The 12,722-nt window shown below is 66.4% G+C and carries 14 protein-coding genes; 7 read left to right on the forward strand and 7 right to left on the reverse strand.

The features are described 5' to 3' along the window. Positions 1-111 precede the first annotated feature (111 nt). On the reverse strand, positions 112-1,092 hold the full coding sequence (motB, locus tag NK8_RS17115; RefSeq protein WP_213230173.1) for a flagellar motor protein MotB: 981 nt from the start codon (positions 1,090-1,092) through the stop codon (positions 112-114). Between the two features lie 18 nt (positions 1,093-1,110). Beyond that, positions 1,111-1,983, reverse strand: a complete 873-nt coding sequence (motA, locus tag NK8_RS17120) for a flagellar motor stator protein MotA (RefSeq protein ID WP_061174405.1) — start codon at positions 1,981-1,983, stop codon at positions 1,111-1,113. Between the two features lie 249 nt (positions 1,984-2,232). Between motA and NK8_RS17125 the strand changes: the two genes are divergently transcribed. Next, on the forward strand, positions 2,233-3,051 hold the full coding sequence (locus tag NK8_RS17125; protein WP_213230175.1) for a helix-turn-helix domain-containing protein: 819 nt from the start codon (positions 2,233-2,235) through the stop codon (positions 3,049-3,051). Between the two features lie 131 nt (positions 3,052-3,182). Next, positions 3,183-3,455 carry a hypothetical protein gene (locus NK8_RS17130; protein ID WP_162067305.1) on the forward strand — a complete coding sequence of 91 codons (273 nt, stop codon included), beginning with the start codon at positions 3,183-3,185 and terminating at the stop codon, positions 3,453-3,455. Positions 3,456-3,541: 86 nt separating this feature from the next. Here the strand turns inward: NK8_RS17130 and NK8_RS17135 are convergent, their stop codons facing one another. From NK8_RS17135 to NK8_RS17145, 3 genes are all read right to left on the reverse strand, one after another. Then, entirely contained in the window at positions 3,542-3,709 is a 168-nt protein-coding gene (locus NK8_RS17135; protein WP_162067306.1) for a hypothetical protein, read from the reverse strand. 71 nt (positions 3,710-3,780) lie between these two features. Beyond that, entirely contained in the window at positions 3,781-5,244 is a 1,464-nt protein-coding gene (locus NK8_RS17140) for an MFS transporter (RefSeq protein ID WP_213230177.1), read from the reverse strand. Between the two features lie 103 nt (positions 5,245-5,347). Next, complete coding sequence (locus tag NK8_RS17145) at positions 5,348-6,640, reverse strand: MFS transporter (RefSeq protein WP_213230178.1); 1,293 nt, start codon at positions 6,638-6,640, stop codon at positions 5,348-5,350. 495 nt (positions 6,641-7,135) lie between these two features. On the opposite strand from NK8_RS17145, the gene NK8_RS17150 reads away from it, so the two are divergent. Next, the gene (locus NK8_RS17150) at positions 7,136-7,879 is read left to right on the forward strand and encodes a response regulator transcription factor (RefSeq protein WP_213230179.1); all 744 of its coding nucleotides are present in this window, start codon (positions 7,136-7,138) and stop codon (positions 7,877-7,879) included. A gap of 55 nt (positions 7,880-7,934) precedes the next feature. Here the strand turns inward: NK8_RS17150 and NK8_RS17155 are convergent, their stop codons facing one another. Both NK8_RS17155 and NK8_RS17160 read right to left on the reverse strand, forming a co-directional pair. After that, positions 7,935-8,840 carry a dihydrodipicolinate synthase family protein gene (locus NK8_RS17155; RefSeq protein ID WP_213230180.1) on the reverse strand — a complete coding sequence of 302 codons (906 nt, stop codon included), beginning with the start codon at positions 8,838-8,840 and terminating at the stop codon, positions 7,935-7,937. After that, positions 8,837-9,076, reverse strand: a complete 240-nt coding sequence (locus tag NK8_RS17160) for a hypothetical protein (RefSeq protein WP_213230489.1) — start codon at positions 9,074-9,076, stop codon at positions 8,837-8,839. The genes NK8_RS17155 and NK8_RS17160 overlap by 4 nt, the downstream gene beginning before the upstream one ends. Between NK8_RS17160 and NK8_RS17165 the strand changes: the two genes are divergently transcribed. From NK8_RS17165 to NK8_RS17180, 4 genes are read left to right on the forward strand one after another with little or no spacing between them, the layout of a single operon-like run. Next, complete coding sequence (locus tag NK8_RS17165; protein WP_213230393.1) at positions 9,057-10,016, forward strand: 4-hydroxyproline epimerase; 960 nt, start codon at positions 9,057-9,059, stop codon at positions 10,014-10,016. The two genes, NK8_RS17160 and NK8_RS17165, sit on opposite strands and share 20 nt — an antisense overlap. Beyond that, the gene (locus NK8_RS17170) at positions 10,013-11,152 is read left to right on the forward strand and encodes an FAD-binding oxidoreductase (RefSeq protein ID WP_213230181.1); all 1,140 of its coding nucleotides are present in this window, start codon (positions 10,013-10,015) and stop codon (positions 11,150-11,152) included. The genes NK8_RS17165 and NK8_RS17170 overlap by 4 nt, the downstream gene beginning before the upstream one ends. Continuing rightward, positions 11,145-11,399: a 2Fe-2S iron-sulfur cluster-binding protein gene (locus tag NK8_RS17175; protein WP_162067312.1), complete on the forward strand. Its 255-nt coding sequence runs from the start codon at positions 11,145-11,147 to the stop codon at positions 11,397-11,399. The genes NK8_RS17170 and NK8_RS17175 overlap by 8 nt, the downstream gene beginning before the upstream one ends. Next, positions 11,396-12,667, forward strand: coding sequence for an FAD/NAD(P)-binding oxidoreductase (locus tag NK8_RS17180; protein ID WP_213230183.1), 1,272 nt, complete (start codon positions 11,396-11,398; stop codon positions 12,665-12,667). The genes NK8_RS17175 and NK8_RS17180 overlap by 4 nt, the downstream gene beginning before the upstream one ends. Positions 12,668-12,722: the final 55 nt, after the last annotated feature.

Genomic DNA, 12,722 nt, shown 5'->3' on the forward strand with positions numbered 1-12,722 from the left:
GCTTTCTTTGCCTACTTTCTTTGCAGCAGCAAAGAAAGTAGGTGCCGCCCCGCACAGGGGCAACGCTAATAGACCGACACGAATACGGGATCCGGCAACAAACAAAACCCCCTACTTCACCACAGCAACCGGCACATTAGACCTGGCCGCCACGGCCGCAGGAATAGCACCATCGACAGGCTGCGTCTGATCCACCGTCGTGCGCCCGCCATCACGAAAGAACGCCTGCTCGGCCGCCTTATTGAGCACGAGAATACTGATACGCCGATTGGTCGGCTCATCGACGACATCCTTATTGAGCGGCAGCACATCGGAAAGCCCCCGCACCTGCAGCACCTTGCTTTCCTTCATGCCCCCGGCAACCAGCGCCCGCCGCGCCGCATTCGCGCGCTCACTCGACAGTTCCCAGTTCGAATACCCGGCCTGATTGCCTGAATAGGGCACAGCATCCGTATGCCCCGCAATCGACACGCGATTGTCGACATCATTCAACGATGCGCCGATGTTGGTCAGAATCGTCGTCACATAGCCTTCGAGCTTCGAGCTACCCGAAGCGAACATCGGCCGCTTGAGTGAATCGACGATCTCGATGCGCAATCCCTCGCTGGTGATCGCTATGCGAATCTGATCCTTGAACGCGCGCAATGCCGGCATCTGTTCGATCAAGGCCATCAGCTTCTGCTTGAGCTGCTGCAACTTCTGCAAGTCATCCATCGCCACCGCCGCGCGCGCGATCGATTGCGGTACCGGCTGCGTCTGACTCTTGTTGCCTTCCCCCGGACGCGTGCTCGACAAATCCTTGCCGCCGCCCGTGATGACGCTGGTATGCGCCGACGCACCGCCATCGTTGCCGAACAACGCGGAGAGCGGCGTGTTGAAGTACTGCTCGATGCCTTCCTTGTCGTACTTCGACGTCGATCCGAGCAGCCACATCAGCAGAAAGAACGCCATCATCGCGGTGACGAAGTCGGCGTAGGCGATCTTCCATGCGCCGCCGTGATGACCGTGCCCGTGCGCCTTTTTCTTGCGCTTCACGACGACGGTAGGCGCAAGCACCGACTGCAGCGGATCGCGTGATGGTTTCTCAGCCATGATGTCTATGTCGTGAAGTTACGAAGCCGCCTTCGGCATCTTGGTCGCGCGCACCGCGTCGTCGAGTTCCTTGAAGCTCGGACGATCGGCGGTGAAGAGCACCTTGCGGCCGAACTCGACGGCCACCGTCGGCGCATAGCCGTTCATCGATGCAAGCAGCACGGACTTCACGCACTGGAACGGTTTCGCTTCGGCGACGCCCTTCGCGTTGAGCAGATCGGCGAGCGGGCCGATAAAGCCATACGCCAGCAAAATGCCGAGGAACGTGCCGACCAGCGCGCCCGCGATCATCTCGCCGAGCACCGCGGGCGCGGCGCCGACCGAGCCCATCGTGTGCACCACGCCCATCACCGCCGCGACGATACCGAATGCCGGCAGGCCATCGGCCATCTTCTGGATCGCGTTCGCGGCGACCGAGCTTTCGGCATGATGCGTTTCCAGCTCTTCATCCATCAGATCCTGCATTTCGAGCGCGTTGACATTGCCCGCCGACATCATGCGCAGATAGTCGACGATGAAATCGAGCAGATGGTGATCGGCCATCACGTGCTCGTACTTCTGAAAGAGCGGGCTGGATTCGGGCGCGTCGACATCGGCTTCGAGCGCCATCATTCCTTCCTTGCGCGCCTTCTGCAGCAGTTCATAGAGCAGCGCGATCAACGCGACATACTTTTCCTTCGTATAGCCGCCGCCCTTGAAGGCCTTCGGGACCGATTGCAGCGTTTTCTTCAGCGTCGCGGTCGGGTTCGATACGACGAACGCGCCGATCGCCGCGCCGAAAATACACAGCAGCTCGAACGGCTGCACGAGCGCGGCAAGGTGGCCGCCGACGCCGATGAAGCTTCCGATCACCGAGCCGATGACCAGGACCCATCCGATGATGACAAACATGATTTCTCCGCCAATGTCCGGGGCGTCGCGGGCCGTGCGTGCTCGGGATTGAGGCGCGCACGGCTCGCGACGCATTGTTCGCTTGTTGTGTGGCTTATCGGCTTTTAATGCCCGGACATTAGGGTGACGCGCGCAACTTTTTCTGCGCAAATGTTTGCGCAGTAAATCTTACGGTCGTTCGTCGGGGCGAAACGTGGTTACGTCGCAGGTAATGGATTGCGCGCTCGTGCTTCGTCTAACATCGCTGGCATGAACTCGACCCTCGCGCATACCATCGCTCAAACCACCGTCGGCACGCTTCTGCGCGACTGGCGCCAGCGCAGACGCATGAGCCAGCTTGATCTCGCGGGCGTGGCGGATGTCTCCACCCGCCATCTGAGCTTCGTCGAATCGGGCCGCTCGCTGCCGAGCCGCGAGATGCTGATGCGCCTCGCCGAGCAGCTCGATGTGCCGCTGCGCGAGCGCAATACGCTGCTCGTCGCGGCGGGTTATGCGCCGCTGTATCGCGAGCGTGGGCTTGCTGATCCGCAACTCGCGGCGGCGCGCCGCGCGGTCGATCTGGTGTTGAAGGGCCACGAGCCGTATCCCGCGCTCGCGGTCGATCGTCACTGGACGATGGTCGCGGCCAACGCGGCTTTCGCGCCGCTCGTCGCATCGGCGGATGCGGAACTGCTCGCGCCGCCGGTGAACGTGCTGCGCCTGTCGATGCATCCGCGAGGGCTCGCGACCGCCATCGACAACTGGCACGAGTGGCGCGCGCATCTGCTCGCGCGGCTGCGTCGGCAGATCGAGGTGTCGGGCGATGCAACGCTCGTCGCGCTGCTCGCGGAACTCGACGCGTATCCCGCGCCTGCGCACGCCGGGCACGCGTCGCGCGGGGAAACCGATCCGGTCGTCGTGCCTCTGCGCATGCGGACGCAACACGGCGTGCTGTCGTTCTTCAGCACGACGACGGTTTTCGGCACACCGGTCGATATCACGTTGTCCGAACTCGCGATCGAAGCATTTTTTCCCGCCGACGACGCCACCGCCGCCATCCTTCGCGAACTCGAGGATCCGAGACGTTGAGCTTGCGTCGCTGCCCACATGCTTACAGAATTGAACCTGGCGCACGCGCGTGAATCAATCAGACAGCGGGCCGCGAGCGTAAGCGTGCGCGGCCCGTGTCAGCTTTTGTCCAACCAACGCGGAAGACAGCGATGATTCAAACATTCGAGCAAGTGATAGGCGGGCAAAAGATGCAGTTCTGCGCGAGCATCGCGGAAGGCGGCGGTCCGGCGCGGGTCATCATCAGCCGCGCGGATTCGGCGGAGTCGCTGGTGATCGTCGAGGCCGACGGCATCATTGCCGCGATCAAGGCGGAAGTGGAAGCGCCCAGTACGCTCGTCGCCGACGCAGTGCGCAAGGCGCAGCAGGAAGCGCTGATCGAGCGCGCGCTGGAAACCGGTACGGTGCAGACGACGAGCCTGTAGACGGACGCTGCGGCGGACTTACCACGAAAAATGCCCGCGCGGCCAGGACGGTCGCGCGGGCATTGCTTTGTGCGTCGCGCGATGACTTACATGCGTGGCTCGCCATTCTTCGGATCGGCGGGCACCATCGGCGTCGCGGAATCCGGGCCGTCGGGCATGTCCGGGTCGTCGGGGTTGGGCGCGGCGTCCGGGTCAAGCAGCTTGTCCGGGTCCGGTTCGAGCGGCTCCTCGGGGGAGCGGGGCATCGTCGACATGGTGTTCTCCTCAACGGTTCGATGGGCAGGGCGCTTCGCCTGAGACTCGCAACGGCCGTTCCCGCTGCCGTTCAACCTTCATTCGGCTTTGTCCGGCATCGCGCCGCGTCCGGACTTGCGCCTGGTGGATTGCTCACCTGACGCGCGATCAGTGCCGCGCACAGCAACAGCGCGACCGATACGCCCGCCGACCAGCGCACCGCGTCGACGATGTGATCCGCGCTTGCCGCGCCGTCGCCGTGAGCCGCGAGCGCGCCGAACGCGGCGACGCCGATCGCGCCCGCCGCCTGCCGCGCGGTGTTGAGCACCGCCGAGGCCGTGCCCGCGCGCTGCGGATCGACGGTGCCGAGCAACGCGGTCGTCATCGCCGGGACCGCGAGGCCCATGCCCGATGGAATCAGCAGGAACGGCACGAGCAGCGCGGCGGTGGGCGTGCTCGCATCGACGAAGGCGAGCGCGGCGAAACCGGCGGCGTCGAGCAGCGCGCCGAAAATCATCGGGGCACGCGAGCCGAAGCGCGCGACGACGGGACCGCTTGCCAGATTCGAGATCAGGAAGCCGCCCGTGAGCGGCAGAAACGCGAGGCCGGTTTGCAGGGGCGTGTGCCCGAGCACGCGCTGCAAATACAGGCTCAGAACGAAGACCATTCCATAGTAGGTGAGATTCACGCCGATACCGAAGACGACCGCCGCGCTGAACGTGCGCTCGGAGAAGAGGGTGAGCGGCAGCATCGGCGCGCGGCTTCTGCGCTCGATCGCGATGAATGCGCCGCCCGCCGCCAGCGCCAGAGCGAGGCCGCCGAAGACGAGTGGATGCGTCGGTCCGAGCGGACGCAGTTCGATCACCGCACCGACCAGGGCCGCCAGCGCGACGATCGCGAGCGCCTGGCCGGGCAGGTCGATGCCGCGCGACGGCGGCGCCCGGTTCGCGCGCGGCTTGCCGACCCACACGAGCGTCGCGACGATGCCCGCCGCGCAGATCGGCAGATTCACCCAGAAGATGCTGCGCCAGCCGAACGCCGCGATCAGCACGCCGCCGACGATCGGCCCCGCCGCGATCGATACCGCGCCCGCCGCCGTCCACAGGCCGACCGCACGCGCGCGCAGGCGCCGGTCGTGGCCGCATGCGGCGTTCAGGAGCGCGAGCGAGTTCGGCAGCATCGCGGCGGCGCCGACGCCTTGCAGGGCGCGCGCGGCGATCAGTTGCGGCGCATCGCGCGAAAACGCGCAGGCCAGCGACGCCAGCGCGAACAGCGCGAGGCCGCCGAGAAACATGCGGCGCGCGCCGAAGCGGTCGCCGAGCGAGCCCGCCGACAGCATCAGCGCCGCGAAGGCGAGCGCGTAGCTGTCGATGGTCCATTGCAGGCTCGCGACGCTCGCGCGCAGATCATGGCCGATGCTCGCGAGCGCGACATTGACGATCGAGACATCGAGTTGAGAGACGACGAAACCGACGCTGGTCGCCGTCACGACGAGCATCTGCCGCACGGACAGACGCGTTTCGGATGAGGAAAGGTTTGAGTTCATGCCGTTCATCGTAGGCGCGTCGTGCGCTCGATGTTTCGGCGTGGACTGAAACGTGAAAGCAGAATGAAAACGGCGCGCCGGTGAGGCGACGCGCCGTCATCGAACAAGAAAATCAGCGATTTTCCCTGATGAACAGCGTCGTCAGCGCGCCGATCGCGCACAGCGCCCCGACGTAGATCGCGGGCGCCATCGGGCTCGATTTCATCATCAGCGAGACGACGATCGGCGTGAGTCCGCCGAACACCGCATACGCGACGTTGTACGAGAACGAGATGCCCGAGAAGCGCACGGCAGGCGGGAAGGCTTTCACCATCACGAAGGGAATCGCGCCGATCACGCCGACGAAAAAGCCCGCCAGCGCGTACCACGGCAGCAGCACGGAGGCATCGAGCGAGACTTGCTGGAACATCAGCCAGTACGACACGGCGAGCGCCACGCCGCCGATGAAAATCGTCTTGCCCGCGCCGATCCGGCCCGCGATCGCGCCCGACAGCACGCAGCCGATCGTGAGGCACAGCGTCGCCGCGCAGTTCGCGACCAGCACCGTCGCCGGCGCGATGTGGAACTGCTTCTGCAGGAGCGTCGGCGTCATCAGGATCACGACGACGATCGCCGCCGAGAGCATCCAGGTGAGCAGCATCGAAATGATGACCGCGCGGCGGTGGTCGCGCAGCACCGCCTTGAGCGGAATCTCCGCCGCCAGCGACTTGCGCTTCTGCAGTTCGGCGAAGACCGGCGTTTCGTGCAGCCAGCGGCGCAGATAGACCGAGCACAGCCCGAACAGGCCGCCGAGCAGGAACGGCAGGCGCCACGCGAAATCGGCGACTTCGGCCGGCGCGAACGTCTTGTTGATCGCGGTCGCGATCAGCGAGCCGAGCAGAATGCCCGCCGTCAGGCCGGCCGTCAGCGTGCCGCACGCATAGCCGACATGACGCCCCGGCACGTGCTCCGACACGAACACCCACGCGCCCGGCACTTCGCCGCCGACCGCCGCGCCTTGCATCACGCGGAACAGCAGCAGCAACACGGGCGCCATCAGGCCGATCGACGCGTAGGTGGGCAAGAGGCCCATCAGGAGCGTCGGCACGGACATCAGCAGCACGGAAAGCGTGAACATGCGCTTGCGGCCGAGCAGGTCGCCGAAGTGCGCCATGATGATCCCGCCGAGCGGACGCGCGAGGTAGCCCGCCGCAAAGATGCCGAAAGTCTGCAATTGACGGAGCCAGTCAGGAATCGAAGGCGGAAAGAACAATTGGCCGATGACCGGCGCGAAGAACACAAAAATGATGAAGTCGTAGAACTCGAGCGCGCCGCCGAGCGCGGCGAGCGTGAGCGTCTTGTAATCGCCGCGCGTGAGCGCACGGCCGGCCGCGCGCGGGGCGTCGGACAGAGGTGTTGCCTGCATCGAAAAGAGAACCCGTGAGTGGAGAAACCACGCGTGACGCGCGGTAGAACGAGGCTTCGCCCTGCGGGAGCGACAGACGCGCCGGGTGGACGCGAATCGAAGGTCGCGGCGGGCGCGGATTGGAGCGCCGCCGCCCGTCGTCCGCGCTGCGGGATGCGACGGACAGTCGCGGCGCAGCTTGCTACGCGACGTCTCGGTAAAACGGCGGAAGCGGGAACTTTTGAGCCAGACGCGGCATGTTACAGGACGAAAGTCGGCGCAAAAGAGAAAAGCCGTTCTATTTTTGAGATGGTTGCGCGCATGAGACGCGGCCGTGTCGGCGGGGTGCGTCGTCACATGCGTTGACAATTCGGATGAGTCCGATGGGAAAGGGTCGCCTGGCTGCCCAGAATTCGCAGCTTGAATATCCCCGTCTCATCCCGCGACGAGACGCCCGGCGGGCGCCGGAATTACGGCATCCGCCCTATGTCCCTTGGACTCATCAGGTAAGACACCATGCGCGTCGCCGTTTTGCAAACCGACCCAAGTTATCGAAATCTCATCAGCGACGTCGTCAAACGGCTCGGCCACACCTGCGTCACCTTTGGCGATGGCCTCGTGCTGTCGAAAGCGCTGTCCCGCTCGACGGTCGATCTGCTGATTCTCGACTGGAATTCCTCGGGCCTGTGCGGCCTCGACCTGCTGAAATCCGTGCGTTCGAGTTTCGGCGAGCGCGTGCCGGTCATGTTCGCGACGCCGGACGGCGCCGAGCATAACGTGGTCTGCGCACTCACCGCCGGCGCGGACGATTACGTCGTCTATCCGATCCGACCGGGCGAGTTCGGCGCGCGCGTCGAAGCGCTCTTGCGCCGCGCGTTTCCGGCGACGTCCAGCGCGTGCCTCGAAGTCGGCCCGTACCGCTTCGACGCCCGCCAGCAAACCGTCACCGTGCGCGGCAAGCCGGTGCAACTGAGCGGCACGCAATTCCGCCTCGCGCAACTGTTCTTCTCGAACATCGGCCGCGTGCTGTCGCGCGATCACATTTTCGCGATGGTCTGGGGCCGCGAATTCCGCGAAACCACGCGCACCATCGACAGCCACGTGTCGCGTCTGCGTCTCGCGCTCGAAATCGAGCCGGTCAACAACTTCCGCTTGCAGCCGGTGTACAAGAGCGGCTACCGCCTGCTGCATCTCTATGATGGCGCCGAAGATTCCGGCGAAAGCCTCGCCGATCCTGCGCCTGCGCAGATCGCGGCCTGAAGCCGCTACACGAGAAAATGCCGTCGCGAGGACGGCATTTTTGTTTGTGCTCTGCTTAGACCGCTGGCAGCGCCGGACGCGTCTCGATGCTGCGGCGAATCAGCGTTTCGACTTCGTTGCGCTCGTCGCCGGCGAGCGGCAGGCGCGGCGGGCGCACCGGCTCCGTGCCCAGACCGACGATCGCCTCGGCCAGCTTGATGTTCTGCACGAGTTTGTGCGACACATCCAGCGCGAGCAGCGGCGCGAACCATCGGTAGATCGCGCGCGCTTCCTCGACCCGGCCCGCGCGAATCAGCTTGTAGATGGCCACCGTCTCGCGCGGGAACGCGCACACGAGCCCCGCGACCCAGCCGTGCGCGCCCATCAGAATCGCTTCCATCGCCAGATTGTCGACGCCGCAGAACAGCGCGTAGCGGTCGCCCGTTTCGTTGATGAGATCGGTGATGCGGCGCACGTCACCGCTCGATTCCTTGATCGCCGCGAATTTTTTGTCTTCCGCGAGTTCGGCGAACATCTTCGGCGTGACATCTACGCCATACGCGAGCGGGTTGTTGTAGACCATCAGCGGCAGCGGGCTCGCGTCGGCGACCATGCGGAAGTGATTAAGCGTCTCGCGCCGGTCCGACAGATACCGCAAGCCCGGCAGCACCATATAGCCCGCCGCGCCGTGGCGCGCGGCGCGCTCGGCCTGGCGGCAGCCGTCGAGCGTGCTGTTTTCCGCGATCGTCAGCAGCACCGGCACGCGGCCGCGAGCGGCGTCCACGGCGATATCGAGCACGTCGAGCTTTTCGTCGAGCGACAGCGTCGAGGCTTCGCCGAGCGATCCGCACACGATGATGCCATCGACGCCGGCTTCTATCTGCGCGTCGATGTTCTTCGCGGTCCACGCCCGGTCTATGCTGAAATCGGCGTTGAACTTGGTAGTCACGGCGGGCATCACGCCTTCCCAGATATGCGTCACGGCAGCGCTCCGAAATTGATTGAACGGTAGGCAGTGTAAGCACCGAAAAATCGGGCGTCTTGCGCATTTCGCGCGCACCGCGTGCCGATTTCGGCATAGCCGTTTTGCCACCAAAGCAGCGCGTCGCGGGGCGCACCGAGACGATGCCGAACTGTGCCGATATCGTCATCAAAAAGATTCAGCCGCGTCAAGACGCCCGCCGCGTGCATTTCTAGGATAGGCGGCATGAAAACCATCGACATCATCGACTCGCATACGGGCGGCGAACCGACGCGCCTCGTGATCGCGGGCGGCCCCGATCTGGGCAATGGCACGCTCGCGCAACGTCTCGACGCGTTCCGCACGCGTTTCGACGATTGGCGCCGCGCGATCGTCACGGAGCCGCGCGGCTCGGACGTGATGGTCGGCGCGCTGCTGTGCGAGCCCGACGATCCAGCCGCCGCGGCCGGCGTCATCTTCTTCAACAACGTCGGCTATCTCGGCATGTGCGGGCACGGCACGATCGGACTCGTCGCGTCGCTCGCGCATGCGGGCAGGATCGCGCCGGGAAGCCATCGCATCGATACGCCAGTCGGCCCCGTCGATGCCACGCTCAACGCGAACGGCAGCGTCAGCGTGCGCAACGTGCCGGCGTATCGGTACCGGCGCGCGGTGACGGTCGAGGTGCCCGGACACGGCCCGCTCACCGGCGATGTCGCGTGGGGCGGCAACTGGTTCTTTCTCGTCGCGGATCACGGACGTGAACTGACGCCCGCGCGCATCGCCGAACTGACGGCGTTCACCGAGGCGATCCGCGATGCCCTGCACGCACAGCGCATCACCGGCGCGGACGGCGCATACATCGACCATATCGAGCTGTTCGCCGATTCGCCCGTCGCGGGTGTCGACAGCCGCAATTTCGTGTTGTGCCCGGGCAGCGCATACGATCGCTCGCCGTGCGGCACCGGCACCAGCGCCAAGCTCGCGTGTCTCGCGGCGGACGGCGCGCTCGAAGCGGGCGCGGTATGGCGTCAGGAAAGCATCATCGGTAGCGTGTTCGAGGGCAGCTACGCGCTCGACGGCGACGTGCTCGTGCCGACTATCACGGGCTACGCGCACATCATGGGCGAAGGCCGGCTCGTGTTCGACGAACGCGATCCGTTCATGCGAGGCATCGAAGCCGGCGCGCGCGCATGACGGCGGATGTGATCGTCGTCGGCGCGGGGATCGTCGGTGCGGCGTGCGCGGCGGAATTCGCCGGGCGTGGCCTGACCGTCGAGGTGCTGGAAGCGCGTGGCATCGGCGGCGGTGCGACGGCGGCGGGCATGGGCCACATCGTCGTGATGAACGATTCGCCGGCCGAATTCGCGCTGGTGCGGGCATCGCGTGAAGCGTGGCTCGCGCTCGGCGCCGAACTGCGCGAGCGCGATGCATTTTCGCGCTGCGGCACGCTCTGGATCGCGGAAGACGAAGAGGAACTCGATGCCGCCCGCACGATGCGCGACGCGTTCGCCACGGCAGGCGTGCGCGCGCAACTGCTCGACCGCGCCGCGCTGCGCGAAGCGGAACCGGCGGTGAGCCACGCGATGCAAGGCGGCCTTCTGATCGATGACGACGCTATCGTCTACGCACCCGCCGCCGCGCAATGGCTCCTGACGTGCTCGGGACGCATTCGCGTATCGACTGATTGCGCGGTCCGCGCCGTCGATGCGGACGACACGCACGCGAGCGTCACGCTCGCGAACGGCGAGCGGCGCACGGCGGCGCATGTGGTCGTCGCGAACGGGCTGGCGGCGGCCGATCTGATCGTGGGCGTGCGGCTCGAAGCGAAGAAAGGGCATCTGCTGATCACCGATCGCTATCCGGGCACACTTCATCATCAAGTGCTGGAGCTCGGCTATATCAAGAGCGCGCATCACGCGCGCGGCACGTCGGTGGCGTTCAACGCGCAGCCGCGTCCGACGGGGCAACTGCTGATCGGCTCATCGCGCCAGTTCGGCACCGTCGATCCGGCCGTCGAAATCGACGTGCTCGCGGCGATGCTCGCGCGCGCGACGCGTTATCTGCCGGGCATCGGCGCACTCAACGCCGTGCGCGCGTGGACCGGTTTTCGCGCCGCCACGGCCGATGGCTTGCCGCTGATCGGCCCGGCGCGTCATCCGGGCGATCGTCTGTGGCTCGCGACGGGTCACGAGGGACTCGGCGTGACGACCTCGCTCGGCACCGCGAAGCTCGTCGCCGCGCAGATGCTCGGCGAGCCGGTTCCGTTCGAACTGCCCGATGCTCACGCCTTCTCTCCGCAACGATTCGCCACGGAGCACGCCGATGGCTGACCTCGTCACCGTGACCGTCGATGGCGAGCCGCTCGCCGTGCCTGCGTTCACGACCGTCGCGGCAGCGATTGCAATTGCAATGCGCGGCGTCGGCGGCACGCGGCGCTCCGTCACCGGCGAGCCGCGCGCCGCGTGGTGCGGCATGGGCGTGTGCCAGGAATGCCGCGTGACGGTCGATGGCCGCGCGCATGTCCTCGGCTGTCAGACGCCATGCCGCGACGGCCTTTCGATCGAGACGATGCGATGAACGCCGAACAGGTCGATATCGCGATCGTCGGCGCGGGGCCGGCGGGTCTGCGGGCGGCGCGGATCGTGGCGCAGGCCGGCGCGCGCGTCGCGCTCATCGACGACAATCCGCGCCCCGGCGGTCAGATCTGGCGGCAAGGTCCGACGCTCCCGCCCGCCGCGCAGCTTCGCCAATGGTTCGATGAAACGCGCGTGCATCCGAACCTCGTCGTCATGAGCGCAACGAAGGTCGCCGCCGCGCCTGCTGGCAAACGGCTCCTGCTCGAACGCGATGGTGCGCCGCTCGTGCTCGCATACTCGAAACTCATCCTCGCGACCGGCGCGCGCGAGCGGCTTCTTCCTTTCGATGGCTGGACCTTGCCCGGCGTGACGGGCGCGGGCGGCTTGCAGGCGCTCGTCAAGGGCGGACTGCCGGTACGTGGCGAACGCATCGTCGTGGCGGGCAGCGGGCCGCTGTTGCTTGCCGTCGCGGATACCGCGCGGCGTCACGGCGCGCACGTCGTCGCGGTGGTCGAACAGGCGCCGCTTGCGCGGGTCGCGCGCTTCGTGGCGTCGCTCGCGCTGACGCCGGGCAAGCTGGCGCAGGCTGTGGCGCTCGGCACGACGCGTTATCGCATGGACGGTGTCGTCGTGAAGGCGCATGGAAGCACACGCGTGGAGGCCGTCACGATTCGCACGCGTGGCCGCGATGAAACGTTCGGAGCGGATCGCATCGCGTGCGGCTATGGCCTCGTGCCGAACGCGACGCTGGCGCTCGCGCTCGGCTGCGCGCTGGACGAGCGCGACGGCGCGATCCGCGTCGACGAGGCACAGCGCACGTCGCAGGAAGATGTTTTTGCGGCGGGCGAATGCACGGGCATCGGCGGGATGGAACTGGCGAGCGTCGAAGGCGCGTGCGCGGCGCAGTCGGCGCTCGGCATCGCAGGCGATGCGCGTCTCGTGCGCGAACGCGATCGGTGGCGCGCCTTCGCGCGGCGCGTGGCGCAGGCGTTCGCGCTCGGCGACGCGGCCCGGGCGATGCCATCGCCCGGGACCTTGCTGTGCCGTTGCGAGGACGTGTCGATCGGCGACGTCGCCGCGCATGCGAACTGGCGCGACGCCAAGCTGCAGACGCGTTGCGGCATGGGACCGTGTCAGGGGCGTGTGTGCGGCGAGGCGGCTTCAGTGTATTTCGGATGGCCGCGCGCGGCGGCGCGGCCGCCGTTCGCGCCGGTACGCATCGACACCTTGATCGGCGCGCGCGACCGCGCCGACACGTTCCGTCCATAGCGAGGCCAGCGCTTCTATAATCGAGCGACCGATTCAATCGAGCGCAACCGACATC

This window comes from Caballeronia sp. NK8 (assembly GCF_018408855.1).
In the GTDB taxonomy this organism is placed as follows: domain Bacteria; phylum Pseudomonadota; class Gammaproteobacteria; order Burkholderiales; family Burkholderiaceae; genus Caballeronia.